Below are 24974 nucleotides of genomic sequence, written 5' to 3' on the forward strand. Positions count from 1 at the left end.
GCCAAACAGTCACATATGGCACAAGAGTAATGGCCATTCAGAGCGTGACAACAACACGCATGGATATTCGAGTACACGGTTCTACGTCCCCCAACCCATTCCTCAGTGCTTCCGACCTCTTCGAAACCGAACTCGACCTCGAACGACCCGTTCACGTACGTGTGCGTGACGATCCGGACGAACGAACGTGGACTGCACACCCCGACGACCACCACGTCCTCAACATCTCCCGGCAGGCCGCGACCAGCGTAATGGCCCGTGAACTCGCGCTCCACGAGTACTCGCACATGGCCCGCAACGAGCAGTCCCACCCCTCGCACACCCAATCGACCGCCGAGGCGCTGTTCCTCGCGTTCGCGGGTCGGTCAGTCGAGCGTCGGAAACTCACTCACTGCTATCAGATCGCCAATCACATGAAGGACATCTACGCCGACGACATCACGCTCGACCTCGGCCCGAGCGACAAACTCGTCACTTTCCTCGAATCGCAACTCGCGGCCGCGGTTGCCGACCGCCCACAACGACTTCCGGGCCGCCGACTGACCGCGACCTCCGACCCCGAGATGACGGCCGTCAACGCCGCGTTCGCGCTCGCCATGGTCGAGCGCCACGACCTCGTCGCGCGGGACCACCGCCTCTACGACCTCGCCCGCACCGCCTCCCGTGACGCCCCGTCCGTTGACGTACAGGGGTTCAAATACCGCTTCCTCTCACTCGGCGACGACCCCACCGAAAGCGAGTACCGAAAAGCGCTGGTCGACGCCGCCCGTGAATACGTCCTCGGTGGCGAAGAAGGTGGTTCCGAACAAGCGGCGGACTAAGCAGATCCGGTCTCGGTTGCTCTGCGTAGCGGTTTCATTGCCGCTCGATACTTGCAGCCACGACGGAACCGGCATTTTCTCGGAACGGACGAGGGCTTTCCAAATCTACTTCTCGGTAGTTACAACTGCAAGGGCGAAGACCAACTCTCCGAAGTCGTCACTCAAGGAGCGATAAACGAGAGAATATCCGGGAGAAATTTAGCGGGCCGCGGCGGCGACGCGCTCTTTCTCTTCTTTCTGGTTGACCGCGTAGGTCTGGACGTCGTAGTCCGCAGCGCCGATAAGCTGGGAGGCGAGTGCCTCTTCAGCGTCGGTGGACGTCTTGAAGGACGCGCCGAGTGCGCCTTCCGCGATGAATTTCAGGGACTGGTCGACACGGCGCTGGGGCGCGACGTCGACTGCCTTCGGGACCGAGATACCACCGTACTTCAGGCGGACGGTCTCCTCACGCGGGGCGGCGTTCTCGACTGCACGGACGAGAACCTGAACGGGGTTCTCCTCGGTACGGTCGTGAACGATGTCGAACGCGGAGCGGACGATTTTCATCGTCTGCTGTTTCTTGCCCGTGTTCTCCTCCGTCTGCATGAGACGGTTGATGAGGCGCTCGACGATGCTGACCTCGCTCTTCTGGAACTGCTTCGATGCGTGGCGGCCCATCGTGTGCGCGACGGGCGTGATGTTGATGTAGCGCTCGGTGCTGGGGTCGTTGAACTCGATGTTCGAGACGTCCCACGTACCGAACAGCTTCGCCGCCATCTCGTCGCCTTCGGTGTCGACTTCCTCTTCCGCTTCCGCTTCCGGTTGTTCTTCTTCTTCTTCTGCACTCATGGTTATCGGACCGGTTTCTCCGCGTTTCCGCGAACCAGTTCTTTCAGGCTCACGCCGTTGACCTTCTCGACCTTGTAGTTGACACCGGAGATGTCACCCATCGCACGACCTTTCGCACCACCGATACCGGCGATGGTGACCTCGTCGTGCTCGTCGATGAACGAAATCGCGCCGTCACCGGGACAGAACGCGGAGACTTGCTTTCCGTTCTTGATGAGCTGGACACGAACACACTTTCGGATCGCGGAGTTGGGCTGCTTCGCTTCGATGCCCACTTTCTCCAGCACGATACCTCGGCCCTGCGGCGCGCCTTCGAGGGGATCGGATTTCTCCCCGAGACCACGCTCACGTCGGGCGTAATCGGAGTCAGACCACCGATGCTTCTGGCGGTCCTTCTTCAGCTTACGAGCTGCGTACTTGCCGTTCGCCATATGCTGTGGACTATCCGACGAAGGTACTTAAGCGTCCCCTTTTGGAAGCGAAGAGACGCCCGCAGGTCGCTCGAAAGGGGTCGATAAAGCGATCTGAGCGCGTTTCAATGATTCTAAGCCGAGTCAAATGGTTCGTTCGAACCGAACTGTGTCATTGACCGGTCAAGGAATTCGTCCGTAACGAGCGTGAAATGGCGTCCGCAAACTACCCAAACAGGATGTCCACCCATCGCAGGAGTCGAACACTCGCCGCGAGCAGGAGCGATGACAACAATCATCGCTCCTGCTTGTGACCGTCGTAAAAGGTGGTTTAGGTCAGCTGGATGTCGTCCACGTCGAAGTGGCGCGCCGCGAGCAGTTTCGCGGCTTCGATGTTGCGACCGTTCGTTCCGATGGCGACGCCGGTGTCCTGCTGTGCCACCTCGGCGTAGGCGACCGTATCGTTGTTCTCGCTGATCGTGACGTGGTGAACTTCCGCCGGGGCGAGCGCGTTGATGACGAACCGCGCCGGGTCCTCGGCGTCCTCGACGAGTTCCACGTCCGCGTCGAGTTCCTCCTCGACCGTGCGGACGTTCGCGCCTCCCGGGCCGATGGCTTGTCCCATCTCCCCCGGTTTGACGACGAAGATGACGCGTTTCTCCTCGTCGTCGTCTCCATCGTCACCGAGTACGACACAGTCGCGGGCGGTCGCACCCGTCTCGTCCTCGAAGAGGGCGATGTACTGCCGTGCCGTATCGGTGAGTGTGACCGTCATCAGTCGGAGGGTTCCGCGCCGCGACTAACCGAGCCCATCCGGAGGTCCACGTCACCGGTTCCGAGTTTGATCGGCTTGCCGACGATGACGTTCTCGATGACGCCGTTCAAGTCATCGATTTCGCCGTGGATGGCGGCGTCGAGCAGGTGGTTCACCGTCACCTCGAACGCTGCACGCGCGAGGACGGACTCCTTGCTGCCGGAGATACCGTGGCGACCGATGGATTCGATCGTTCCACGGTTGGTCATGATGTCGGCCACGAGCATCAGGTGGCGAACGTTCACGTCGTCGAGACCCTGTTCTTCCAGCGTGTCCATCGTCTCCTCGATGATGGACTCGCGGGCCGCCTCGACGCCGAGCGTCCGATAGATCTCGTGGATGTTGTTACACGTCGTTCGGGAGGCATCGACGCCCTCGATCTCGAGGGCGTCGGCGAACGCCGACCCCTCCGTGTAGAGGACGAACTCCTCGCCGTCGTCGAGCGATTCGCGGCGGATGACGACGCGGGTGATCTCCTCGATTCCCTTGAACACGATTTCACGGAGTTCTTCGACCAACTGGAGTAGCTTGCGGTAACTCGGCTGGTCGGGACCGAACTCGATGACCGTTCCCTGCTGGGTCGTCTGCACGCCCAGGCTGTCCTCGATGATGGATGCGACCTCGTCCGGGGTGATCATCCGCTCTTCGAGCGTGTCCTCGTTCAGGTTGATGGACACGATCATGTCGGCGACGTTCGTCGAGATGTCACCGAGCGCGAGGATTTTCGTCGCCTCGATGTTCCAGACGACTTCGTGAGCATTCTCGCGGTTTTCGGCGTACTCGTCTTCGAGGTACACCGTCATGATGGGCGTGTCGGGCGTCTTCCGCGCGTCCACTAGTTCGATGAGGCGCGGCAGCCCCTGTGTCACGTCCATCTCCGCCACACCCGCGTAGTGGAACGTGTTCATCGTCATCTGCGTTCCCGGTTCCCCGATGGATTGGGCACTCACCGTCCCCACGGGGTCGAGCGGGTCGACACGGGTGTCGAGGTAGCGGTGTTCGACCGCTTTGGCGATGTCCGTTACCTGTTCGAGCGAGACGCCATCGCGGGATTCGATGGTCTCGTACACTTCGTCCTTGAGTCGTCGCGGAAGTTCCGTGTCCTCGACGATGGCTTCCATATCGTTTGTTACGTTAGTCATCTGACTCCACCTGCCGTGCGTCCGCGTGTTCGGACAGATTCGTCGGCGGCTGTCGGTCGCCGAGGAATTCGAGCTTGCGGGTCTCGCTGTCGAACTCCTCGTCGAGAATCTGGTCTGCGATGCTGTCCACGTCTATCGGGTTCTCCTCGGACGAGGAGACCTGAACCGGCGAGGTACCGTCCTCACCGAACTCGAACTGGACGATGGTGTCGCTGGTGTCGCGCACCGTTCCGTCGTACTGCGTTTCGAGTTCGGACAGGGCGTTGATGAGACGGCGCTGGAGGTACCCGGACTTGGAGGTACGAACTGCCGTGTCCACCAGCCCTTCGCGTCCACCCATCGCGTGGAAGAAGAACTCCAGCGGGGTCAGACCGCCGGTGTAGGAGTGCTCCACGAAGCCGTGGGCGTCCGCGGACAGGTCGTCGGCTTGGTAGTGCGAGAGCGTACGGTCCTCGTACCCGCGGTTGATGCGCTCGCCCCGAACTGCCTGCTGTCCCACACAGCCGGCCATCTGGGTCAGGTTGAGCAGCGACCCACGTGCACCGGAGTCGGCCATGATGACTGCCGGGTTGTCGCTCGCGAAGTGATCCTCCGCGATGTCACCGGCCGAGTCACGCGCCTTGCCGAGCGTCTGCATGATCTTCATCTCCAACGTCTCGTCCACGGTTCGACCCGGAAGCGATTCCAGTTCGCCGTTCTCGTACGTGCCGATGAGGTCCTGCACGCGGTCGTATGCGTTCTCGATGGCCTCGTCGATCTGGTCCTGTGCATCCAGCGGAATCGTCTCGTCGTCGATACCGATAGAGAAACCGAAGTGCATGATGGCGCGCATCGCCAACGTCGCGACTTCGTTGATGAAGTGACGGGCGCGGGTCTCGCCGTACACCTTACAGATGGTGTCGACGATCTCCCCGCCGAACGCGCCGACCGCGTCCTCGTCGATCGTCCCTTCGATGAGTTGACCCTCCTCGATGACGACCGTGTCGCCGGTCGAACTCATGAACTCCAGTTCGAGTTCGTCGGGCAGGAGTTCCGAGAACAGCGTCTGACCCGTCCAGTATGGGGTTCCGTTCTCTTCCGTGCCGTCCTCCTCCGGCAGTTCGTCGATCCGCGTCGCACGGAGCAGGTCGAGTGCCTGCGTCTCGTTGAAGTGCGGGTTATGGTGGGTGAGCAGGTACGTTCCGGAAATGTGGTCCTGAATCGCGCCGATGATGTTCTCACCGAAGCGCGGGGAGAGGATCTGTTCCTGCACACGCATGAGCACGCGCGCTTCCGCGCGTGCCTCCTCGTTCTGGAGTGCGTGCATGTTCATCTCGTCCCCGTCGAAGTCGGCGTTGTACGGCGGACAGACGACGGTGTTCAGTCGGAACGTCTTGTACGGCATCACGACCACTTCGTGGGCCATGATGGACATCCGGTGCAGGGACGGCTGTCGGTTGAAGATGACGATGTCCCCGTCGATGAGGTGTCGGTTGACCTCCCATCCCGGCTCGACCTTCTCCGCGAGTTCCTCGCAGTTCTTCTCGGTGACCTTCAGGCGTCGGCCGTCGGGTCGCTTGACGTAGTTCGCGCCGGGGTGACCCTCCGGTCCGTTTCGAACGTAGCGTCGCGCGTCCTCGATGGTTCGCGGCGTGACGTTCATCGTCTGGGTCATCTCGCGGGCGACCCTTCGCGGGACACCGACTTCGTTCAGCGAGAGCGTCGGGTCCGGCGAGATGACGGTCCGTGCCGAGAAGTTCACACGCTTTCCGGACAGCGAGCCACGGAAGCGACCTTCCTTGCCCTTCAGGCGCTGGCTCAGCGTCTTCAGCGGACGCCCGGAACGGTGACGAGCGGGCGGCGTGCCCGAAATCTCGTTGTCCATGAACGTCGTGACGTGGTACTGCAGCAGTTCCCACAGGTCCTCGATGATGAGCTGTGGCGCACCGGCCTCGCGGTTCTCCATGAACCGCTGGTTGATGCGGATGATGTCCACCAGCTTGTGGGTCAAGTCGTCCTCGGACCGCTGGCCGTTGTCCAGCGTGATCGACGGCCGAGCAGTCACCGGCGGGACCGGCAGGACGGTCAGGATCATCCACTCGGGACGCGAGCGGTCGGAGTTGATACCGAGCGCCTCGATGTCCGAGTCCGGGATGTCCTCGAACCAGTCGCGGATGTCCGAGGGCATCAGCTTGTTCATGTCCTCGGTCGTCAGGTCGATACCGAGCGCCTTCTCGATGGATTTCCGGTCGGCCTCGCGCGGGCGGAACTCGCCGGAAATGATCTGGTTGATGCGCGATATCTCGATGCCCGTTTTGTCCGCCAACTCCTGTGGCGCCATGGGTTCGAGGTCCTCGTCCTCCTCACCGTTCTCGTCACGGCCCTGCATCCGGGAGGCGATTCGCTCGGAGTACTCGCTCGTGAGCACCTGTTGGACCTCGTAGTAGGTCGTCGGCTTCTCGTGGTTGATGTCGTACTGGACCTCACCACAGTGCGGACAGCGGTCCTTCTTCCGCGCCTCGCGGATGGCCGCCTTCGTCACGTCGGTGATGTCGTTGCCGAGTTCCTTCGTCCGCGTGAGCATGCTGTGGTACTTCTCCTGTTCTTCCTCGGTGAGCAGGAGTCGGGAGCAGTCACGGCACGTCCCGCGAAGCAGTCGGCGGATGAGTTTCGTGAAGCCGACGTGGATGACCGGCGCGGCCAGTTCGATGTGACCGAAGTGGCCGTTGCACGACCCGGAGTGTTGCCCGCAGGTCTTGCATTCCAGACCGGGGTCGATGACGCCCAATCGCGGGTCCATCAGCCCCATGTCGATGGGGAATCCGTCGTCGTCGTACGTGTCGGCGGTGATTATCTTCGTCGCCGACATCTCTCGGTACTCCTCCGGGTCCATCAGCCCGAAGCTGATGGATCCGATTTCCTTGGGAGTTTGACTTGTTGCCATTAGACTGCGTCCTCCAGTTCGAGTCGCGGCGCGATGCCAAGCGCCTTCATCTCGTCGAGCAGGAGCTTGAACGCGTAGCTCATCTCGATTTCGTGAATGTCCGTTTCTTCCTCACAGTTCGGGCAGTACACACGGTTCTGGTCGATGTTCTCGACCGCGCTCATTCCACACTGACCGCAGACGTAGATCCATTCGCGGTCGGAGGAGTCGAGCAGTCGTTCCTTGAGTGCCAGCGCGGCACCGTGTCCGATGAGCACCTCACGCTCCATCTCACCGACACGGAGACCACCCTCGCGGGCACGACCTTCCGTCGGCTGGCGCGTGAGCACCTGCACCGGTCCACGCGAACGAGCGTGGAGCTTGTTCGACACCATGTGGTAGAGCTTGTGGTAGAGAATGGTGCCGACGAAAATCTCGGCTTCAATCTTCTCGCCCGTCACGCCGGAGTACATGATTTCCTTCCCCGACGATTTGTACCCGCGTTCCTGCAGCGCGGCGCGGAGGTCCTCTTTATCCTCGCCGGTGAACGCGGTTCCGTCCACGCGACGGCCTTCCATCGCGCCGACTTTTCCGCCGATCATCTCCAGCACGTGACCGACCGTCATCCGCGACGGCAGCGCGTGCGGGTTGACGATGAGGTCCGGGACGACCCCTTCCTGCGTGAAGGGCATGTCCTCCTGCGGTGCGATGTGACCGACGACACCTTTCTGTCCGTGTCGCGACGCGAACTTGTCCCCGAGTTCCGGGATTCGCTCGTCACGAACGGACACCTTGGAGAGCTTCGAACCGTCCTCGCCCTCCATCAGCGTGACCGTGTCCACGACGCCGGATTCGCCCGAGCGCATCGTGACGCTGGTTTCGCGGCGTTTCTGTGGCGACAGGCCACCCATGTCGTCCGGCTCTTCGAGGAATCGCGGCGGACTCGTCTTCCCCAACAAAACGCTGTTCTCGTCCACGCGCGTCTCGGGGTTGACCAGTCCGTCCTCGTCCAGATGCGTGTACGCGTCCTCACCGCGGGCACCGCGCACGTCGTCGCCCGGAATCTCGAAGCGGTCTTCCTGTCCACCAGGGTATCGGCGTTCCTCACCCTCGTAGGTACGGAAGAAGTGCGAACGCGCGAGCGCGCGTTCGACGGACCCCTTGTTCATGACGAGCGCGTCCTCGATGTTGAACCCTTCGTAGCTCATGACCGCGACGGTGAAGTTCTGTGCGGCGGGTCGGTCGTCGAAACCGATCTGCTCCGTCGTCTGCGTCTTCACCATCGAGAGCTGCGGGTAGTGGAAGAGGTGCTGTCGCGTGTCCGGGCGAATACGGTAGTTCGCCGACGGCAGACCGAGCGACTGCTTCATCATCCCTGCACCCATGGTAATCCGCGGGCTGGCGTTGTGCTCCGGGTACGGAATCATCCCGGCACCGATACCGAAGATGAGTTGCGGGTCGATTTCGAGGTGCGTGTGGTCCTCGTTCAACTCGGTGTCATCGACGGCGACGTAGATGTCCTCTTCCTCCTCGGCGTCGATGAACTCGATCTTCCCACGCTCGACGAGGTCTTCGAACGAGAGGTCGCCCTGCTTGAGCGCCTCGGTTTCCTCGTCCGTGATGCGCGTTTCGCCGTCCTCGACCACGAGGAGCGGGCGGCGTGCGCGCCCCGCGTCGGCGTTGATGATGACCTCGCTGGTGCGTCCCTTGACCGAGACGTTGACCATCTCGCTGACGTCGCCCCGTCGGCGCGCCTCGCGGACCTGATCTGCAAGCTGTTCGGGGTCGGGGTGTGTTCCGACCAAACTGCCGTTGACGTATACTTTGGCTTCTCGTCCCTGACTCATCAGTCTGCGCTCCCTTCGATGCTCTCGATTCCGGGAATCCCCTCGACGCCCATCGACGAGAGTTCCTGTTTCAGTTCCTGTTCGTCCTCGATGTTCTGGCTGAGTTCCATCGCCTGCGCGAAGTTCTTCACCAGTCCACAGTTCGGCCCTTCCGGCGTCTCGGACGGGCAGATGCGACCCCACTGGGTCGCGTGCAGGTCACGTGCCTCGAAGTGAGGCTGCGAACGACTGAGCGGACTGCGGAGACGGCGAAGGTGTGACAGCACACCCATGAAGTCCGTCCGGTCGACCAACTGCGACACGCCGGAGCGGCCACCGACCCAGTTCCCCGTCGCGATCGGGTGTTCGAGACGCTCGGTGAGAACGTCGGACCGAACCACCGTGTTCACGGACAGTTGTCGGTTACGCATGTTCGCGCGTTCGAGCTGGTACTTCACGTCGCGTGCCAGCTTGTTCAGCGCCGTCCGGAACAGGTCCTTCATCAGGTCGCCGGACACTTTCAGTCGCTTGTTGGCGTAGTGGTCCTTGTCGTCCGAGTCGCGCCGACCCAGTGCGAGTTCGAAACACGCCTCGGCCATCCGGGCGAGGTAGTACGCCTTGTTGATGCGAACTTCCTCCTCCTCGACACCGTCCTCGTGGAGGTGCGGCAGGAGATAGCGGTCGATGACGTAGTTTGCCCGTTTCAACTGGTAGTTTTTGCCCTGTCCGGAGGCGACCCGCTTCCCGAGGGTCTCGATTGCCTCCTCCTGTGTCTGGACTTCGGCGGCCTCCAGATTTTCGAGCATGAACTTCACGATTTCCGGGTCGTCGGAGACGCGGTGGACGATCTCCTCGTCGGATTCGAGTCCCAGCGCACGAACGAGCGTGACGAAGTTGACGCTTCCCGAAACGGACGGGAACGACACTTCGAGCAGGCCGTCACGCGAGCGCTCGACCAGAACCAAGGCACGGTATCCTCGGCGCTGGCTGAACGTCTTTGCGACCTGAATTTCGTCGCCGTACTTCGTGTCGTACTCGGCGAGAATCTTGTTCGGTGCCAGGTCCTCGGAGGTCATCAACACTCGCTCCGAACCGTTGACGATGAAGTAGCCGCCGGGGTCAGCAGGGTCCTCACCGATTTCGACCAGGTCGTCCTCGTCGAAGTTGGCGATGTTACACTTCTCGGAGCCGACCATGATCGGCATCCGTCCGACCTTCGTCTCGGTTGAATCGACGACACGCTTGTCGTCGCCTTCGCCTTTGACGATGGTCATCTCCATGAACACCGGTGCGGAGTACGTGATGTTACGGAGGCGTGCCTCCTGCGGGTAGAGGAGTTCTTCACTCCCGTCCGCTTCGCGTACGCGCGGAGTAACCACACGAATGTCGCCGAGTTCGACGAACACCGGTTCCTCTCCTTCCTTGTCACCGATGTCGGTGTCGATGATTCCCTTCTCGGTAACGACTTCCTGCATACCTCGGTTCAGGAAGGCGTTAAACGAGCGGTAGTGATGCTCCGCGAGTCGTTCTTTCGAGAAATACTCCCTCGATAGTTCGCGTCGATCTTGCTGTTGCATTATTCCACCACGAGTCGATACACGACTGCTCGTTCGGTCGTTCGTGAGTCGCGGACGATTTTGATAACGTCACCCGGCTCTGCGTCGTCGGGCAGTGCGGGGTCGGTCCGTTTGATCTTCGGCAGGTCTGTACTCTTGATGTCGTATTCCGCGAGCACTTCGTCGATTTCGTCCGAATCGACGATGGTGTGCTCCGGAACCATTTTGTGTTGGCTTACGTCTACCATGTGTGCACGAGTTTCCGGCTAGCGGGAGAAATGGCTATCACGAGATACTACAGGGTATTACACGTAGCACTCATTTAAGGCTTGCTAAATAGGGTTCGCACACGCTCGGCTATCCCGAATACCTCCGCACCGGACGGAGGCAGCCAACTGAACACTGCTATCTACTCCGTTCTGGTATAAATGGTTTGGGCAAGCGGGATGCGTTAACATAGCTCGGTACGAATCCACATACGGAGCGTCATTGGAAAGCCTTAAGAGTACTAGCCAGAAAGAAGTGAATGCGAAGGCCCGGGTGGTGTAGTGGCCCATCATACAACCCTGTCACGGTTGTGACGCGGGTTCAAATCCCGCCTCGGGCGCTTTCTGAACTTTCAACTCTCGAACAGAGTCATTTCTACTGATTTCTGTGATCTTCGATTCTTGTGTAGGCTGAAGCATTACATGTACCGTTGGCTCTCGCCCGTAGTTTACTACCCCTTCTACCCCTTCGGTAATTTCGATACCTCGTGAAAATCGATTTCGGAAAATTGTCCCTCTCACCGAAATAGTCAATATACTTGATATAGCTCATTAATACGACAGATGAGATGCTCGGGTGAGACAAATACGAAGGATAGGGGAGATGAAACCGAGGCGAAAGTCATTCACAAAATGATCTCGCATGGATACAGCGTTTCAATCCCATTTGGCGACAATGACAAATACGACTTGATAGTTGATGATGATGGACAGTTATATCGGATTCAGTGCAAAACGGCATGGCAGAACAAGGAGGAAACGATACGATTCAATACTCATTCACAAACAACTAAAGAAGGAAATTATCACGAAAATCCATATCACGGAAAGATCGATGCATTCGTCGTTCGTTATCCAAGAAACGGAAAAACGTACTGGATATATGTGAATGAAGCAACAGTACAGAAAATGGAACTTAGATTCGATGCCAAAATCGACCATCCTTCGATCAATTGGGCGAAAGAGTACGAGTTCACGGGTGAAATCCCACCTAGAAAGTGTGCTTAATATTCACCCACGTAACGTAGTACCATAGAGCGACGAAATCGACACCCCTTAATAAGGGCGCGAGAAAGAAGTGAATGCGAAGGCCCGGGTGGTGTAGTGGCCCATCATACAACCCTGTCACGGTTGTGACGCGGGTTCAAATCCCGCCTCGGGCGTATTTCTTCCGAACTCACCGACGAGCAACGCATCCACGTTGCTCGTCTCCCAGTGAGGACGAAATCGCCAGCGAATTTGAATCAGACTGAGGTTCTGCGCCGTGTGTAGGTCCTCGGGTGTGGTTCAAATCCCGCCTCGGGCGCTTTCTAAACTCTCAACTCTCGAATAGAACCATCCGTCTCCTGAGACGTGATTTCGGGACGAAATCCCACTCCGACACGAGGCAAACCTATACAAATGGTGGCGTCGTGACAGGTGTGGGGGACGAACGAATGGCACGAACGGGGGAGACGGTTCTCATGGGATGGGGCGGATGAATCGTCGGGTAGTTGTCTCGCTCATTCTGGTATTGCTGGTCGCTCACGGCGGGTGGACGGTTATGGGACGCACGGCAGATACGGCGGCCAGTCAACAGGGGACGCCGAACCCGACGGGATCGTTCAGTATCGTCTCGACCGCGTCGAACGTGCCGATAAACGGGTCGGGAAACCTCTCGATCACGTTCGTCAACACCGGACGCGACGTTTCCAACGCGAGTGTTCGAGTGCGTTCGCCGAACGAGAGCGTTCGGTTCGGCCCGTCACAGACCGCCAGCAAGTTCGTCGGTAACTGGTCGAAGGGCGAGCGAAAAACGGTGAAGTTCGGCCTACTCGCGGAGGAGTTCGCACAATCCGAGAACTACCCGTTTCGGGCGACGGTGTCGTACACGACCGCGAACGGTTCTCGCGAGCGAACGGACCCGTACACGTTCGACGTGCGGCCGACCGAGCGGGTTCGTTTGGAGCGGTTCGAGGTGACAGCGATATCCTCGAACGTGCAGGCTGGCGACACGGGGACGGTTTCGCTGACCGTCGAGAACACCGGACGGGACGTTCACGACGCCGTCGTCTCGCTACAGTCGTCGAACGAGCAACTCAGTTTGGGGCGGTCGCCGAACGCCAGCCAGTTCGTCAGTCGGTGGTCGTCCAACGAGCGGCGAACGTTCCAGTATCGCGTCACGGCGAGCAACGACACGGTCGGCGGTAACTACCCGTTCAGCCTCTCGATCTCCTATCGGGAGAACGGAAGTCGGAATCAAACGAATCCCCATCTCGTCGGCATCATTCCCGACCCAGAACAATCGTTTTCGGTAGGTGACTTGCACAGCACCTTACGGGTGGGACAGCAGGGGTTCGTCTCCGGCACCGTGACCAACGAAGGACCACAGCGCGCCCCGAACGCCGTCCTCGTTCTCGCGCCCCAGCGCGGGAACACCACGTTCTCACCGACCGAGACGGAGTACGCGCTCGGAACGCTCGATAGCGGCGAATCGAAACCGTTCGACTTCCGTATCGACGTGAGCGACACCGCCGACCGCGGTCCGCGACAGCTCTCGTTCGTCGTGCGCTATCAGAATCAGGACGGCGACCCGAGGCAGAGCAAATCGCTCGACGCACGGATCGATGTCCACCCCCGGAAGGACGAGTTCCGGATCGATGCGAACCGGGCGTCGGTCGAGGCCGGTTCGACGGGGACGGTGTCGCTCGTCGTCACGAACAACCGGAACGAAACCCTGCGGAACATCGACGCACAGGCGTTCGTGGACAGTCCGTTGACCGTCAACGACAACGAGGCGTTCATCCCGAAACTGGAACCGAATCAGTCGGCGACGATCCGGTTCGACATCGGTGCCGATGGTGGGACGCTCCCGAACACGTACCCGGCGTCGGTCGATTTCCAGTACGACACGCCGGACGGTGAGACGAAACTCACCGACACGTACTCGGTTCCCGTTCGAGTGACGTCACCGGAACGCGGTGGCGTCCTGTCGTTCGTGAGCGGTTCGAACGGGATTCTCGTCCTCCTCGGCATCGCGGTACTCCTCGTTCTCGTGGCCGTGTTCGTCCTGCGCAGGCGGTGACCCCCAATGGTGGACTATCAACGCGTTATCGACTGGCTCGACGTGTGGATCGCCGAGCGGTCGAAGACCGTTCTGCTCGTCTTTCTCGTCCTGACCGCCGTCTTTGGTGTCGGACTCGTTCGCATCTCGACCGAATCCGGGACGAGCCAGTTCACCGAAAACAGCCCCGCACAGGAGGCGTTCGACGCCGTCAACCGCGAGTTCACGCCACCGTTCGCGGCGGAAAACGGGAGCACACAGCTCATCCAGACCGGCCGGAACGTGCTCTCGAAACCCGAACTATTGGCGATGCTGGAGGCTCAATACCGCCTCGAACAGCGGACCGACCTCCGGGTTTCCTCGACGACGAGCGCCGCGAGCATCGTGGCACGAACCATCGACCCGAACGCGACGACGCTCGAAGCACAGGTGCGAACCGTTCGGCAGGCGACGCCGACGGAGATCGAAATCGCCGTTCGGCGGGCCTCGGGAACGCCCGGTTTTCGAACCCTCTTGAGCAAAGACTTCAACCCACGGGCGGCCTCGGCCTCGGCGACGATCGCCGTCGTCGATCATCGTATTCCGCGTGGACTCTCACAGCAAGCGGGTGCCGAATCGAGCGCGAACGACCCGCTCACGCGGATTCAACTCCGCTCGGAATCCGTCGTCGGGAGCGTCGATAGCGACATCCGCGTGTTCGGTAGCGGCATCATCTCCTCGGAACTGTCGAGCGTCACGTTCGATTCGCTCATCATCGTCACGCCCGCGGCCGCGATCCTGATACTCGTCTTCTTGATCTTCGCCTATCGTGACCCCTTGGACCTCCTGCTCGGGGTCGTCTCGCTGGTGATGACCGTCATCTGGACGCTGGGGTTCATGGGCTGGATCGGGATTCCGTTCACACAGTTGCTCGTCGCCGTGCCGCCCTTGCTCCTCGCGGTCGGTATCGACTACGGCATACACGCCATCAACCGCTACCGGGAGGAGCGTGTCACCGGACTGGGAATCGGGAGGTCGATGCGGCGAACGACCGACCAACTGCTCGTCGCCTTCTTCATCGTTACGGGGACGACCGTGATGGGGTTCGGGTCGAACCTCACGAGTCGCCTGCAACCGATTCGTGAGTTCGGATTGGTCGCCGCGATCGGCATCTTCGTCACGGCGCTCATCTTCGGTATCTTCCTCCCGGCGGCCAAGGTCGAAACCGACCGACTTCGATTCCGGTACGACCTTCCCGTGTTCGGCCTACGACCGCTCGGCGAAGAAGGGTCCGCACTCGGGCGACTCCTGCAAGTCAGCGTCACGCTCGCTCGGCGTGGTGCACCGTTCGTTCTCGCGTTCGCGCTGCTCGTGACGGTCGTTTCGGGGTACTACGCCACCGGCATCAGCACGTCCTTCTCGAACGAGGATTTCCTCCCGCCGGAACAGACGCCGAGCTATCTGCAATCGCTGCCGGAACCGTTCGCGCCGGGGACGTACACCGTCACCCAAACGACGAACTTCCTGGACGAGAAGTTCGCCGCCGTTCAGGGCGACACCGTGACGGTGTACGTTCAGGGACCGTTACGCGAGGATTACGCGCTGGAATCGATTCAGCACGCGAACCACAACCCGCCGAAGGCGTTCGTCCAGAGGGATCGACAGGCGAGTTCCGAGAGCATCATCACCGTCATCCGGAACTACAGCGCTCAATCACCCGAATTCCGCCGACTCGTTCAACGGAACGACATCGATCGCGACGGCGTTCCGGACGATAACCTCGGCACGATTTACGATCGGTTGCTGTCGTCGCCCGTACGGGACGAGGCGCTCCAGTACATCACGGCGGACCAGCGGCACGCACAGGTCGTCTACTCGACGAAAAGCGGTGCGTCGCAGGATGCGGTCGCTCGTGATGCCCGAACCCTCGCGGAGCGATATCGTCTTCACGCGACGGCGACGGGCGAAACCGTCGTGTTCCAATCCATCGCGTCGATCATCTTCGCCTCGGCTCTCAGGAGCCTCATCACCGCGCTCATCGCGACTGCCGTCTTTCTCGCGTTCGTCTATCGCGTGCTCGTCGGGCGGGCGGCCTTCGGTGTGATCAACCTGCTTCCCATCGTCGTCGCCGTCGCACTTCTCGCCGGAACGATGCGGCTGTTCGGCATCCCGTTCAACGCGCTTACCGCAACCGTTCTCGCGATTGCACTCGGGTTGGGAACCGACTACTCCGCCCACGTCGTGCATCGGTTTACCGACGAGTTCGAGCAGGGAACGGACGCGTCCGAACGCCCGACGGACGACGACGTGTTCGACGCCCTCACCCGAACCGTCCGCGGCACTGGCGGTGCGCTGACCGGCAGTATGCTAACGACGGTTGCCGGGACGGGAATTCTCGTTCTCGCCATCACGCCAGTTCTCGGTCAGTTCGGTCTCGTGACGGCGTTGAGCATCTTCTACTCGTATCTCACGGCGATCCTGTTGACGCCATCCGTCATCGTCGTCTGGTATCGCTACTTCCTGTAGAACAGTTATTTCCCTGCCCGCCGAAGGTAGAACGGGATGTACGACGAGATACTCGTCCCGACCGATGGTAGTTCAGAGGTTACCGACGCCATCACGGAAGCACTCGACCTCGCGTCGTTTACGGGTGGGAGGGTTCATTCGGTGTACGTCGTCGATACGCGGGATTACAACACGCTCTCTGACACGAAATGGCTCACCATAGAGCGCGACCGAACGGAACTGGGAGAAGCGGCGATTTCGGACGTAACACGGGTGGCGGACGAACGGGACGTACCGCTAGCAACGGAACTCCTGCGCGGAATTCCCCACGAGGAAATACTTACCTACGCGGACGAACACGGAATCGACGTCATCGTGATGGGGACCCACGCCCGAACCGGTCTCGAACACTTCCTGAACGGGAGCGTCACCGAGAAAGTCATCCGCAATACCGACCTGCCGGTACTCGTGATTCGAGTGACGGCGTAGCTTAGCCGAGCAGTTGGGCGACGCCCCACGCGAGGGCGATAGCGAGCATGGCACCGACGAGGTTGCCGAGGGCGTTGGTCGCCGCGCGGAATCGCTCGCCGGTCTCCCACAACCGAAACGTCTCGAAGGAGAACGACGAGAACGTCGTGAACGAGCCACACGCACCGGTGCCGAGCAGGAGCGCGAGTTGATTTCCGAGGGAGAGGAACGTCACGAGACCCAGAACGAAACTCCCCACGACGTTCACGGTGAGCGTTCCGATCGGGAACTCGTCGGCATCGATCCGTTCGCTGACGAAATGGCGGCACAGCGCGCCTATCGCACCGCCCGTCCCGACGATGTGGGCGGGATCGAGCGAACTCATTCCGGCACCTCCGTTTCCGTCGTTTCCTGCTCTGCCATCTTCTCCGCTTCCTTGCTCCTCCCGTTGACGTTACGGGCGAGCGTCCGGCCGAGCAGGACGCCCATCAGTCCTAACCCGTAGTTCGCCGCGACGTTGCCGATCATCCAGAGCGGCGACGCCGCTTGCGTCGTCTGCACTGCGAACGTGCTGTAGGTCGTAAACGATGAGAGGAACCCGGTGCCGACCACGACGTGGGTTTGGTCGGCCAGATACCCCATGTAGATGGCCTCGTACAGGATGAATCCCAGCGCGAAACTGCCGGCGACGTTCGCGATGAGCGTCCCCGTCAAGCCGGGTTGGACGAGGCTGACGAAGTAGCGGAGGTTCGACCCCGCAAACCCGCCGACGCCAACCAATAGCAGAACTTCTAACGTGTGTAGTGGATGTGTACGTCCCATATCTGTCGCTCTCGAAAAGGAGTCATCAGCCGACGTGTTCGGCGGTTGGGGGAGGCGGACTCCATCGCCCGGTTAGTCACTGTTCCCTCCCGAATCCACTTAACGAACTCGAAAGGAGCCGGATATTACCGGTTTGCGAATTCGCTCGCGCTCGGACTCCCGCCGCCGTGTTCGACGTGTCGCTCCCGAATCCGTATCTCGTGGACGTTTTCGGTCGCGTCGTCCACGACGAGGGCTGCCCCCGGTGTTTCGGGCATTCGGTCGGCGAACGACCCGTGCATGTACGTCGGGCGAGCACGGGCCAACGCCTCGCGGTCGGCCCGTGAAGTCAGTCGGTGGGCCACGAGCAGGTCCGACTGGGAAACCGCCACGTCCGGAAGCGCCGCGGGACGCTGGGTCGCGGCGACGAAACTGACGCCCGGTCGTCGCCCCCGAGTCAGGATGGTTTCGAGCGCCGCCCGGGCGATTCCATCGAAGAACGCGTGCGCCTCGTCGACGACCAACCACGGAAGTGTCGCTACCGATTCCGTAATCCGGGCACGATACAGGTCGTCGGCAATCGCCCGAACGACGGCGTTCATCGGCGCGTCGTCGTATCCCGAGCAGTCGAGTATCGTCGTCGACGCCACACAATCCGTCGCGGTGAGTCCATCGGGCGAAAACACGTCCCACGAGTCGGCGAGCGCGAGATGGTTTCGGGCGGTGCGGCGGGTAGTCCGCGCGACGTCCGCGTCCAAGACGCATTCGTGCATCCCGGCCAGCGACCCCGTCTTCGCGGCGGCCTGCCACACCAGCGACCCGGCCGAATCCTCGTGATCGAGTCCGAGCAACTCACACCACGCACGCGGGGAAAGTGCGTCCGCCGACACGCGAGGGTTCTCGACCACGTCGAATCCGGAGACGTCTGCAAACGTCCGGAACGCCCCCATTGGGTCGGCGACGACGGGGGTGACGCCCGCCGTCTCCGCGAGTTCCTCGATCAGCACGCCGAGCGTGTAGGATTTTCCGTACCCGCGCTTGCCGACGACCAGCGTGGCGTGTGGTCCGTCCAAATCGATCCGAACCGGCGCACCTGCACTACCGTCTCGGGCGCGATAGGTGCCGAGACCTCCCGAAACACCCGTGTCGCCCGTTCGCCCCAAAACGTCGGTCATGTCGGGTGTTGGTTTCGACCTCCGGTATAAACCTTCGTCCGAGAGTTTATATCTCGAACCGGAACCACTCCGGGCCATGTCAGTGCGTCAGCGGCTACAGCAGGTGAAGCATCGCCGTGGGATTCGGGCGTTTCGGTCGGACGAGCGGGCCATCGAGGGACTTCCCATTCGGTTGGTCATCGCGCTCGTCGTCGGCGTCGCAAGTCTCGGGGTGATGATGAACATGTTGTCGGGGCTTCACGGGTTGACGGTGAGCGAACTCGACGCGAAACCGTCGCCCGAGGTGGTCCACCCGGGCTATCACTCGGTCGATATCTCGGTCATCGATTCGGACGGCAACCCCGTCACAGGGGCGACAGTCGTCGTGAAGAGCGATTCGGCCACGTTGAAACACATCCAGACCGCGACGACGGGCGACGATGGGAAAGCGACACTGTCGATACGTCCCGGATTGGGACCAAATCAGGACGATGGCACGCTCGAAATCGACATTAAACCACCCGCGGGAAGCAAGTTCGAGGACAAGCAAGGGAACACGAAAATCCTGGTCGTGTCCGGATAGGAAACGGGTGATGGACCGTGAATCCGCTCGGGACTCCGGATCGTTAGGCGGTTGTTTCCCGCGCAGTAGGTTCAAAGAAACAGCTCAATTCAAATAGTAACAGCTATCAACCCCCTCCTTCTACCGTGTTCCATATGGCAATGGCTCGTTGTCGACACTGCGGTCTGCAGATGATCGGCACGTCTTACCCTGTAGCGACGAAGTGGTATCACGACCATCTCCGCGACGAACATCCGAAGGCGTGGCTGCGCGCATAGTTTGACTCGATGACTGCGATCTGAATCGCTGTTCTTCCTCCGTTCGTGGGGAGGCATCTCGATTAAGGAGACCATTCTATCGTGTCGTCCGGCGAACACTCGAACGGTTCCCAATCGAGTACCCCGTCTACCGGCGAAAAGTACGTTCTTTATGACGATTCCCCACCATCATGGAGTGATACCCCATGACGACGTACATCGCTTTTCTACGCGGCATCAACGTCGGCGCGCACAATCGAATGAAGATGGATGCCCTTCGCGACCTCTGCCGATCGCTCGGATTCGAGCACGTTCGAACGTACATCCAGAGCGGGAATGTCGTGTTCGAGACGGACGATTCGGCCGCGAACGAACTCGAAGACGAACTCGTGGATGCCGTCGAAGCGTCGTTCGGGTACGATATCTCGGTCATGGTCAGGACACGCGATGAACTCCACGAAATTATCGGCCGATGTCCGTTCGCGCAACCGGAGGACGAGACGACGAAGCTGTACGTCTCGTTTTTGAACGATTGCCCCGATGACGAACAGATTCGAACACTTTCGGCCGCCGGGAACGACGCCGAGGAGTTCGAAACTATGAACCGCGAAGTGTACAGCCGTATTCGAACGGACGAGCGGAAAAGCGGCCAGTTCACCGATGTCGGGGATGTTCTCGGTATACCCGCGACGCGACGCACGTGGAACGTGGTTACCAGGGTACACGAGTTGGCGCGGTAAATCCGTCCCTCGTTTCGACCCTGTCGGCCTTTTCGTTTTTAACTCGTGATGGCCGTAGTAGACGTATGTCCCGGAACGAGGGAATCGAGCGTGGAACCCGAAACGCGCTCGCCGCGTGGATTCTCGTCGCCGTGATCGGTATCACCGTTCTCGCGAGCGTTCTCGGCGGGGATTTCCTCTGGGCTGGTCTCGGTCTCGTCGCCCTCGCGCTCGCGCTGGTTCCCGTCGGAGCGTACCACCGCCCGACGACGATGGTGCCGTGGGAAGCGCTCTGTTTCGTCGCGATCCCCCTCCTGAGTGTCCCGTTCGGTTCGATTCTTCCGCGCTCCGTCGCGACGTTTCTGACCGTCGCGGGGCTTGCGCTGGTGCTGGCGGTGGAATTGGACGCGTTCACCGAAGTCGAACTCTCCCCGTGGTTCGCGGTCCTGTTCGTCGTCATCACGACCATGGCGATCGCCGGTCTGTGGGCAGTCGTCCAGTGGGTCGCCGACCGGACGCTCGGTATGCACGACTTGCACGGACTCCAAAGCCTGATGTGGTCGCTGCTCGCCGCGACCCTCGCCGGTCTCGCGGCCGGAATCGTGTTTGCGACGTACTTCCGGCACATCGATTCGCGCCGGTTCGGCTTTCGGGATGGCGGCAAGCGACGCGACTCGGAGGAGACGACGGCCGTCCAGTCGTCGGACGGGTGGCTCTCGGATGAGCAACAACGGTTGCTGGTGCGGTCGCTTCAGGTGGTCCTCGTCGGCGTACTGGCGTACGGCCTGTACCGAGCGAACGTCGGCATCGTCGTCAACACGGCAGTCGCGCTCGCGCTGATGGAGTTACCGGCGGTGCTCGAACGGGATTACCACTTGCCAGTCGATACCGGCCTAACGCTTTGGATCGTCGTCCCGGTCTTTCTGCACGCGGTCGGGACCGTCGGTCTGTACGAGTCCGTCGGCTTGTGGGACCAGTTGACCCACACCCTCTCCTCGTCGCTCGTCGCGGCGGCGGGCTACACGACGGTGCGGGCGCTCGACGTTCACGCCGATTCCATCTACCTTCCGCGGAAGTTCATGCTGCTGTTCATCCTCCTCTTCACGCTCGCGTTCGGCGTGCTCTGGGAACTGCTGGAGTTCGGACTCGGCGGGTTGGCGACGATGACGGGAACGGGGAGCGTCCTGTCGCAGTACTCGCTCGAAAACACGATGCTCGACTTGGTGTTCGACACCGTTGGGGGTGTCATCGTGGCCGTCTGGGGGGCGACGCACCTGTCGAACGTCTCCGATGCGGTCGCCGCGCGGTTGGATGCCGGGGCGGAGTGACGGACGACGGCCTAGAAGCCTATGGAACTCCCGTGCCTCGATTCCTGTAATGAGTTCCCCCGAAGACGGATTCGACGAAGCGTACACCGGAACACCACCGTGGGACATCGGTCGCCCGCAGTCGGCCATCCGCTCGCTGTTCGAGCGGGACGAAATCCCGTTCGAGGGACCGATTCTCGACCTCGGTTGTGGAACCGGAGAAAATTCGCTCTTCCTCGCCGACCGCGGATACACCGTTCTCGGCGCCGATGCGTCCCCACGAGCCATCGAGCAAGCGAAAACGAAGGCGGAAACCCGTGACGTCGCCGGGGATATCGACTTCCGGATCGAGGATGCACTTTCACTGGATGGCGTCGAGGATGATTTCGGCGTCGTCGTCGACTGCGGCCTGTTTCACGTCTTCGATGACGAAACCCGACGAACGTACGTCTCGTCGCTGGCGAGCGCCGTCGCGCCGGACGGGTACGTCGTCATCCTCTGTTTCAGCGACCAGGAACCCGGTGAGTGGGGACCGCGACGAATCAGCGAGGAGGAACTCCGGACGGCGTTCGAGGACGGGTGGGAAATCGTGAAAATCGACCCTGCACGGTTCGAAGTCAACGCGCAGGGTGAGGACGTCTCACCGTCCAACGACGAGAGCGTCGAAGCGTGGCTCACGGTGGTTCGACGCGCCGTGAAATAACGAATATTCGCCGCTTCTCGGGAGCTACAATCCGTCGCCGTCCCAGTCGATCCATTCGTGTTCCCAGCCACGACGGGTCTGGAAGTGGCGTTCCGCGAACTCGCGGTCCTCGCGGTCGGTTCGGTTCCGTTCGATGGTATCGGCCTGTTCGCCGTCAACGAGGAGCGGCGAGAACGCGACGGTGCCGAACTCATCCGCGACTTCGGGGGTCCCATCACGGGTGCGCTCGACGGCGGCCAACCGCTGTGTGCCGCCGCCCAACGGGACGACCAACCGGCCGTCGGGCGTCAGTTGTTCGACGAGCGCGCGCGGCGGTCGGATGGACGCTGCTTCCACGACGATTCGGTCGAACGGTGCGTACTCGGGGAGTCCGTCCGCACCGTCGCGGCAGTCCACGAAGACACCGCCGTAGCCCGCGGATGCGAGGTTCTGCCGAGCCTCGTATACGACGGTTCGCGTGATATCGACCGCGTGGACGTTCTCCTCACCGACGATTTCCGCGAGTACGGCGGAGGTGTAGCCGACGCCAGCCCCGACGACGAGAACGGAATCGGTCTCCCGAACGTCGAGGGCTTCCAGCAGTTGGGCGACGGTGCTCGGCGACAGTATTTTCGTCCCTCGGTGGTCGAACGACTGGTCGGTGTAGGCACCTTCGTGTGCTTCGAGGGGGACGAACTCGTGGCGGGGGACGGTCCGAAGTGCGAGACCGACGTACTCGCTCCGAACGAGTCCTTTCATCTCGTGTTCGAGGCTGGCGACCATATCGTCGCGCAGCGCCGACGGTTCCATGGTTCGGCTTGGGTTCCGATGTTCTTCAATGGCGCGGCCTGTGCCCGATAATTGCTTGCTGTTGCGTGCCCGGGATGTCGCGCACGTCGATGGATTCGAAGCCAGCACCCTCGAACCACTCCCGAAACTGGGCTTCGTCGTAGGTATCGCCGTTTTCGGTCACCGCGAGCATGTGCGCCCCGAACAGCGCCGCGTCGTCGGCCCACCCTCGGACCTTGTCGGTGAAGATGGCCACGCCGCCGGGGGAAAGCGCATCGAACGTGTTTTCGAGAAGTGCCCGGTTCTCGTCCGGGCCGAGCGCGTGGGCGACCCGCGAGCAGAACGCGAGGTCGAATCCGGTCGGAAGGTCGTCGGTCGCATCGCCGGGGACGAGTTCGACGGGTTCGTGTTCGAGGAACTTGCGGTCGGCCTCGATGACGTCTGGTCGGTCCAACAGCGTCACGTCGAAGCCACGACGGGCGAACTCCTTCGAGAACTCACCCGGCCCGCCGCCGATGTCGAGGACGCGCTCCGCGTGGGGGTTCTCGTGAACGGCTTCCGTGACGCAGGTGCGGACCGTCGTCTCGTCGATGGTCGCCATCGCGCCCATGAAGTTGGCCGTCCATTCCTCGGACGGGTCGGGCGAGTCTCCAGTTAGCATTGTCTCCGGGAGCGCGAGCCAGCCCTCCAGACAGTCCATGTAGTGGGGGGTCCGACCGATGGAACGCACGTCAGTCTTGGCGAACAGTCCGAGTGCTCGATTGGTCGCCTCGTATTCGCCATCGACGGTTTCGAGGTAGCCCAGTTCGGCCATCGCGGCGAGCGTGATTCGTGCGGCACGCTCGGTGACGCCCGTTTCCGCGGCGATTTCGACCGGTGTTCCCGCGTGAAACATGACGGCGTCGATGATGCCTGTCTCGCGGGCGGCCCACAGCAAACACAACTCGCGATAGTCCATGCCAAACCGACGGCGGCGAGTCGAAAAAAGCTACGTGTCAGAAGTTTCTGCCCGTCCGCTTACCACGCGGACCACGCCGTCGAACCCTCGTCCTCGGCGTAAATCCGTTTCACGTCCTTGGCGAGGACGGCGTCGCCGTCGAAATCCAGTCGGTCGTGGTCGTAGCCCGACGCGTCGTCCGTGACGAGGATGCCGTCGATGGTGAACTCCTCCTTGGCGAGTTCTTCCCGTTCGCCGACGACGAACTCGTAATCCCCCGGAATGTTCACTTTGACGCTTCGGGAGTTGTCCCGGCGGCCGTCGTTGGGGTGAATCGTGACGTTGACGCTCACGTTGTCCACGGCGCGCGTCCAGATGGTCTCCACGTCGGGGGCCACCGACTCCTCGACGCGGCGGTCGTCCTCCTGTTCGAGGCTGGTGATTCGGACGACGAAGATGGCCTCGTCGGTTTCGAGGACGAACTCCTCGCCGACCGCCAGCGTCTCCTCCACGGGAACGTCCGCCTTCGCGGTGAACGACTCGCCTTCCTGCGAGACGACGACGTCGATTTCCTCGGTCTTCTCCTCCTCGATTTTCGTCTTGTGGACGTGGTCGCACTCGGTGCATCGTACCGTCGCCTGTCCGCCCGGTTTGAGGACTTCGTGAACCGTCTCCAAATCGGGGGAACAGGATGGGCAGACGACTGCCACACGTTCCGCTGTATCGCTCATGGAGCGGTGTAGGAAGTCAGGCCGTAAAAGTGCGTGGAGTTGTGGGAGAGTGCGGCAAACGGAACACTCATGGAATCCGGCCGTACTCGTAGAGCCGAAATGAGACGGCGGAGGTTCGTCGAGAAAATCGGTGTCGGTGCCGTGGCGCTGTCGCTCGGCGTCTCCGGTTGTAGCGAGTTCGTCGGCGGGGAAAACGAAGTCACGATTCCGCTCTTCGTCACGAACTACGACGGGATGGACCGGCCACTCACCGCGATTTGGCGCGCCGACGATGGAGAACGAGGGCGAAAAACGGTTACCGTTCCCGCTGGAAGCCGGATTCGAATCGCCACTATCGGCGCGAACAACAGCGTAACCGTCGAATTCCCGACCGGATTTTCGAAGGGTGGTGGTCCGTTCTGGGATGCGACCTCGGCGGAGATTTACCTCACCGCGGACGACGGTATCCAAATTCTCCCGTCGAAATCCGGGTGAA

The 24974-nt window shown here is 61.2% G+C and carries 24 protein-coding genes, 2 tRNA genes and 1 riboswitch; of the genes, 12 read left to right on the plus strand and 14 right to left on the minus strand.

Annotated features, from left to right (window positions below; all coding sequences use genetic code 11):
• Positions 1–59 precede the first annotated feature (59 nt).
• Positions 60–821 carry a DUF5781 family protein gene (locus NKF26_RS08250; RefSeq protein WP_253226720.1) on the plus strand — a complete coding sequence of 254 codons (762 nt, stop codon included), beginning with the start codon at positions 60–62 and terminating at the stop codon, positions 819–821.
• 198 nt (positions 822–1019) lie between these two features.
• Here NKF26_RS08250 and NKF26_RS08255 read toward each other — a convergent pair whose 3' ends face one another.
• From NKF26_RS08255 to NKF26_RS08290, 8 genes are all read right to left on the minus strand, one after another.
• Positions 1020–1649, minus strand: a complete 630-nt coding sequence (locus NKF26_RS08255; RefSeq protein WP_253234173.1) for a 30S ribosomal protein S7 — start codon at positions 1647–1649, stop codon at positions 1020–1022.
• Between the two features lie 2 nt (positions 1650–1651).
• Positions 1652–2080 (minus strand): 30S ribosomal protein S12, encoded by a 429-nt coding sequence (locus NKF26_RS08260; RefSeq protein WP_007979666.1) that lies wholly within the window; start codon positions 2078–2080, stop codon positions 1652–1654.
• Positions 2081–2390: 310 nt separating this feature from the next.
• Complete coding sequence (locus NKF26_RS08265) at positions 2391–2834, minus strand: NusA-like transcription termination signal-binding factor (protein WP_253226718.1); 444 nt, start codon at positions 2832–2834, stop codon at positions 2391–2393.
• The gene (gene rpoA2 / locus NKF26_RS08270) at positions 2834–4015 is read right to left on the minus strand and encodes a DNA-directed RNA polymerase subunit A'' (protein WP_253226717.1); all 1182 of its coding nucleotides are present in this window, start codon (positions 4013–4015) and stop codon (positions 2834–2836) included. The genes NKF26_RS08265 and rpoA2 overlap by 1 nt, the downstream gene beginning before the upstream one ends.
• Positions 4008–6938, minus strand: a complete 2931-nt coding sequence (locus NKF26_RS08275) for a DNA-directed RNA polymerase subunit A' (protein ID WP_253226716.1) — start codon at positions 6936–6938, stop codon at positions 4008–4010. Before NKF26_RS08275 ends, rpoA2 begins: the two co-directional genes overlap by 8 nt.
• Positions 6938–8764, minus strand: a complete 1827-nt coding sequence (gene rpoB, locus NKF26_RS08280; RefSeq protein WP_190303755.1) for a DNA-directed RNA polymerase subunit B — start codon at positions 8762–8764, stop codon at positions 6938–6940. The genes NKF26_RS08275 and rpoB overlap by 1 nt, the downstream gene beginning before the upstream one ends.
• The gene (locus NKF26_RS08285) at positions 8764–10320 is read right to left on the minus strand and encodes a DNA-directed RNA polymerase subunit B'' (protein ID WP_253226715.1); all 1557 of its coding nucleotides are present in this window, start codon (positions 10318–10320) and stop codon (positions 8764–8766) included. The genes rpoB and NKF26_RS08285 overlap by 1 nt, the downstream gene beginning before the upstream one ends.
• On the minus strand, positions 10320–10547 hold the full coding sequence (locus NKF26_RS08290) for a DNA-directed RNA polymerase subunit H (protein WP_253226714.1): 228 nt from the start codon (positions 10545–10547) through the stop codon (positions 10320–10322). The genes NKF26_RS08285 and NKF26_RS08290 overlap by 1 nt, the downstream gene beginning before the upstream one ends.
• A gap of 286 nt (positions 10548–10833) precedes the next feature.
• On the opposite strand from NKF26_RS08290, the gene NKF26_RS08295 reads away from it, so the two are divergent.
• The 6 genes from NKF26_RS08295 to NKF26_RS08320 all read left to right on the plus strand — a co-directional run bounded on the left by NKF26_RS08295 (position 10834) and on the right by NKF26_RS08320 (position 16581).
• Positions 10834–10906, plus strand: a tRNA-Asp gene (locus NKF26_RS08295).
• A gap of 223 nt (positions 10907–11129) precedes the next feature.
• Complete coding sequence (locus NKF26_RS08300; RefSeq protein WP_253234174.1) at positions 11130–11573, plus strand: group I intron-associated PD-(D/E)XK endonuclease; 444 nt, start codon at positions 11130–11132, stop codon at positions 11571–11573.
• Positions 11574–11655: 82 nt separating this feature from the next.
• A tRNA-Asp gene (locus NKF26_RS08305) sits at positions 11656–11728 on the plus strand.
• Positions 11729–12108: 380 nt separating this feature from the next.
• Positions 12109–13629, plus strand: coding sequence for a COG1361 S-layer family protein (locus NKF26_RS08310; protein ID WP_253226712.1), 1521 nt, complete (start codon positions 12109–12111; stop codon positions 13627–13629).
• Between the two features lie 6 nt (positions 13630–13635).
• Positions 13636–16113, plus strand: a complete 2478-nt coding sequence (locus tag NKF26_RS08315) for an RND family transporter (RefSeq protein ID WP_253226711.1) — start codon at positions 13636–13638, stop codon at positions 16111–16113.
• Positions 16114–16149: 36 nt separating this feature from the next.
• The gene (locus tag NKF26_RS08320; protein ID WP_253226710.1) at positions 16150–16581 is read left to right on the plus strand and encodes a universal stress protein; all 432 of its coding nucleotides are present in this window, start codon (positions 16150–16152) and stop codon (positions 16579–16581) included.
• A 1-nt stretch (position 16582) separates the two neighbouring features.
• Here NKF26_RS08320 and crcB (NKF26_RS08325) read toward each other — a convergent pair whose 3' ends face one another.
• The 3 genes from crcB (NKF26_RS08325) to NKF26_RS08335 all read right to left on the minus strand — a co-directional run bounded on the left by crcB (NKF26_RS08325) (position 16583) and on the right by NKF26_RS08335 (position 18536).
• A complete protein-coding gene (crcB, locus tag NKF26_RS08325; protein ID WP_253226709.1) occupies positions 16583–16945 on the minus strand; it encodes a fluoride efflux transporter CrcB in 363 nt (120 codons plus the stop codon).
• The gene (gene crcB / locus NKF26_RS08330; protein WP_253226708.1) at positions 16942–17382 is read right to left on the minus strand and encodes a fluoride efflux transporter CrcB; all 441 of its coding nucleotides are present in this window, start codon (positions 17380–17382) and stop codon (positions 16942–16944) included. The genes crcB (NKF26_RS08325) and crcB (NKF26_RS08330) overlap by 4 nt, the downstream gene beginning before the upstream one ends.
• Before the next feature lie 9 nt (positions 17383–17391).
• A riboswitch (Fluoride riboswitch) is annotated at positions 17392–17460 on the minus strand.
• A 47-nt stretch (positions 17461–17507) separates the two neighbouring features.
• Positions 17508–18536, minus strand: a complete 1029-nt coding sequence (locus NKF26_RS08335; protein WP_253234175.1) for an ATP-binding protein — start codon at positions 18534–18536, stop codon at positions 17508–17510.
• Between the two features lie 76 nt (positions 18537–18612).
• Here NKF26_RS08335 and NKF26_RS08340 point away from each other — a divergent pair, with 76 nt between their 5' ends.
• The 4 genes from NKF26_RS08340 (at position 18613) to NKF26_RS08355 (ending at position 22063) form a co-directional block, all read left to right on the plus strand.
• Entirely contained in the window at positions 18613–19098 is a 486-nt protein-coding gene (locus tag NKF26_RS08340) for an Ig-like domain-containing protein (protein ID WP_253226706.1), read from the plus strand.
• A gap of 442 nt (positions 19099–19540) precedes the next feature.
• Positions 19541–20074 (plus strand): DUF1697 domain-containing protein, encoded by a 534-nt coding sequence (locus NKF26_RS08345; protein ID WP_253234176.1) that lies wholly within the window; start codon positions 19541–19543, stop codon positions 20072–20074.
• 65 nt (positions 20075–20139) lie between these two features.
• Complete coding sequence (locus tag NKF26_RS24365; protein ID WP_342766322.1) at positions 20140–21381, plus strand: hypothetical protein; 1242 nt, start codon at positions 20140–20142, stop codon at positions 21379–21381.
• A gap of 49 nt (positions 21382–21430) precedes the next feature.
• Positions 21431–22063, plus strand: a complete 633-nt coding sequence (locus tag NKF26_RS08355; protein ID WP_253226704.1) for a class I SAM-dependent methyltransferase — start codon at positions 21431–21433, stop codon at positions 22061–22063.
• Between the two features lie 24 nt (positions 22064–22087).
• Here the strand turns inward: NKF26_RS08355 and NKF26_RS08360 are convergent, their stop codons facing one another.
• The 3 genes from NKF26_RS08360 to NKF26_RS08370 are packed head-to-tail and all read right to left on the minus strand — an operon-like array spanning position 22088 to position 24499.
• On the minus strand, positions 22088–22852 hold the full coding sequence (locus NKF26_RS08360; protein ID WP_253226703.1) for a protein-L-isoaspartate O-methyltransferase: 765 nt from the start codon (positions 22850–22852) through the stop codon (positions 22088–22090).
• Between the two features lie 25 nt (positions 22853–22877).
• Complete coding sequence (locus tag NKF26_RS08365) at positions 22878–23789, minus strand: class I SAM-dependent methyltransferase (protein ID WP_253226702.1); 912 nt, start codon at positions 23787–23789, stop codon at positions 22878–22880.
• A gap of 59 nt (positions 23790–23848) precedes the next feature.
• On the minus strand, positions 23849–24499 hold the full coding sequence (locus NKF26_RS08370) for an HVO_0476 family zinc finger protein (protein WP_253226701.1): 651 nt from the start codon (positions 24497–24499) through the stop codon (positions 23849–23851).
• A gap of 99 nt (positions 24500–24598) precedes the next feature.
• On the opposite strand from NKF26_RS08370, the gene NKF26_RS08375 reads away from it, so the two are divergent.
• The gene (locus tag NKF26_RS08375; protein WP_253226700.1) at positions 24599–24973 is read left to right on the plus strand and encodes a hypothetical protein; all 375 of its coding nucleotides are present in this window, start codon (positions 24599–24601) and stop codon (positions 24971–24973) included.
• The last annotated feature ends 1 nt before the right edge of the window (position 24974 follow it).

This window comes from Haladaptatus sp. AB618 (assembly GCF_024136965.1).
Taxonomy (GTDB): Archaea; Halobacteriota; Halobacteria; order Halobacteriales; family Haladaptataceae; genus Haladaptatus.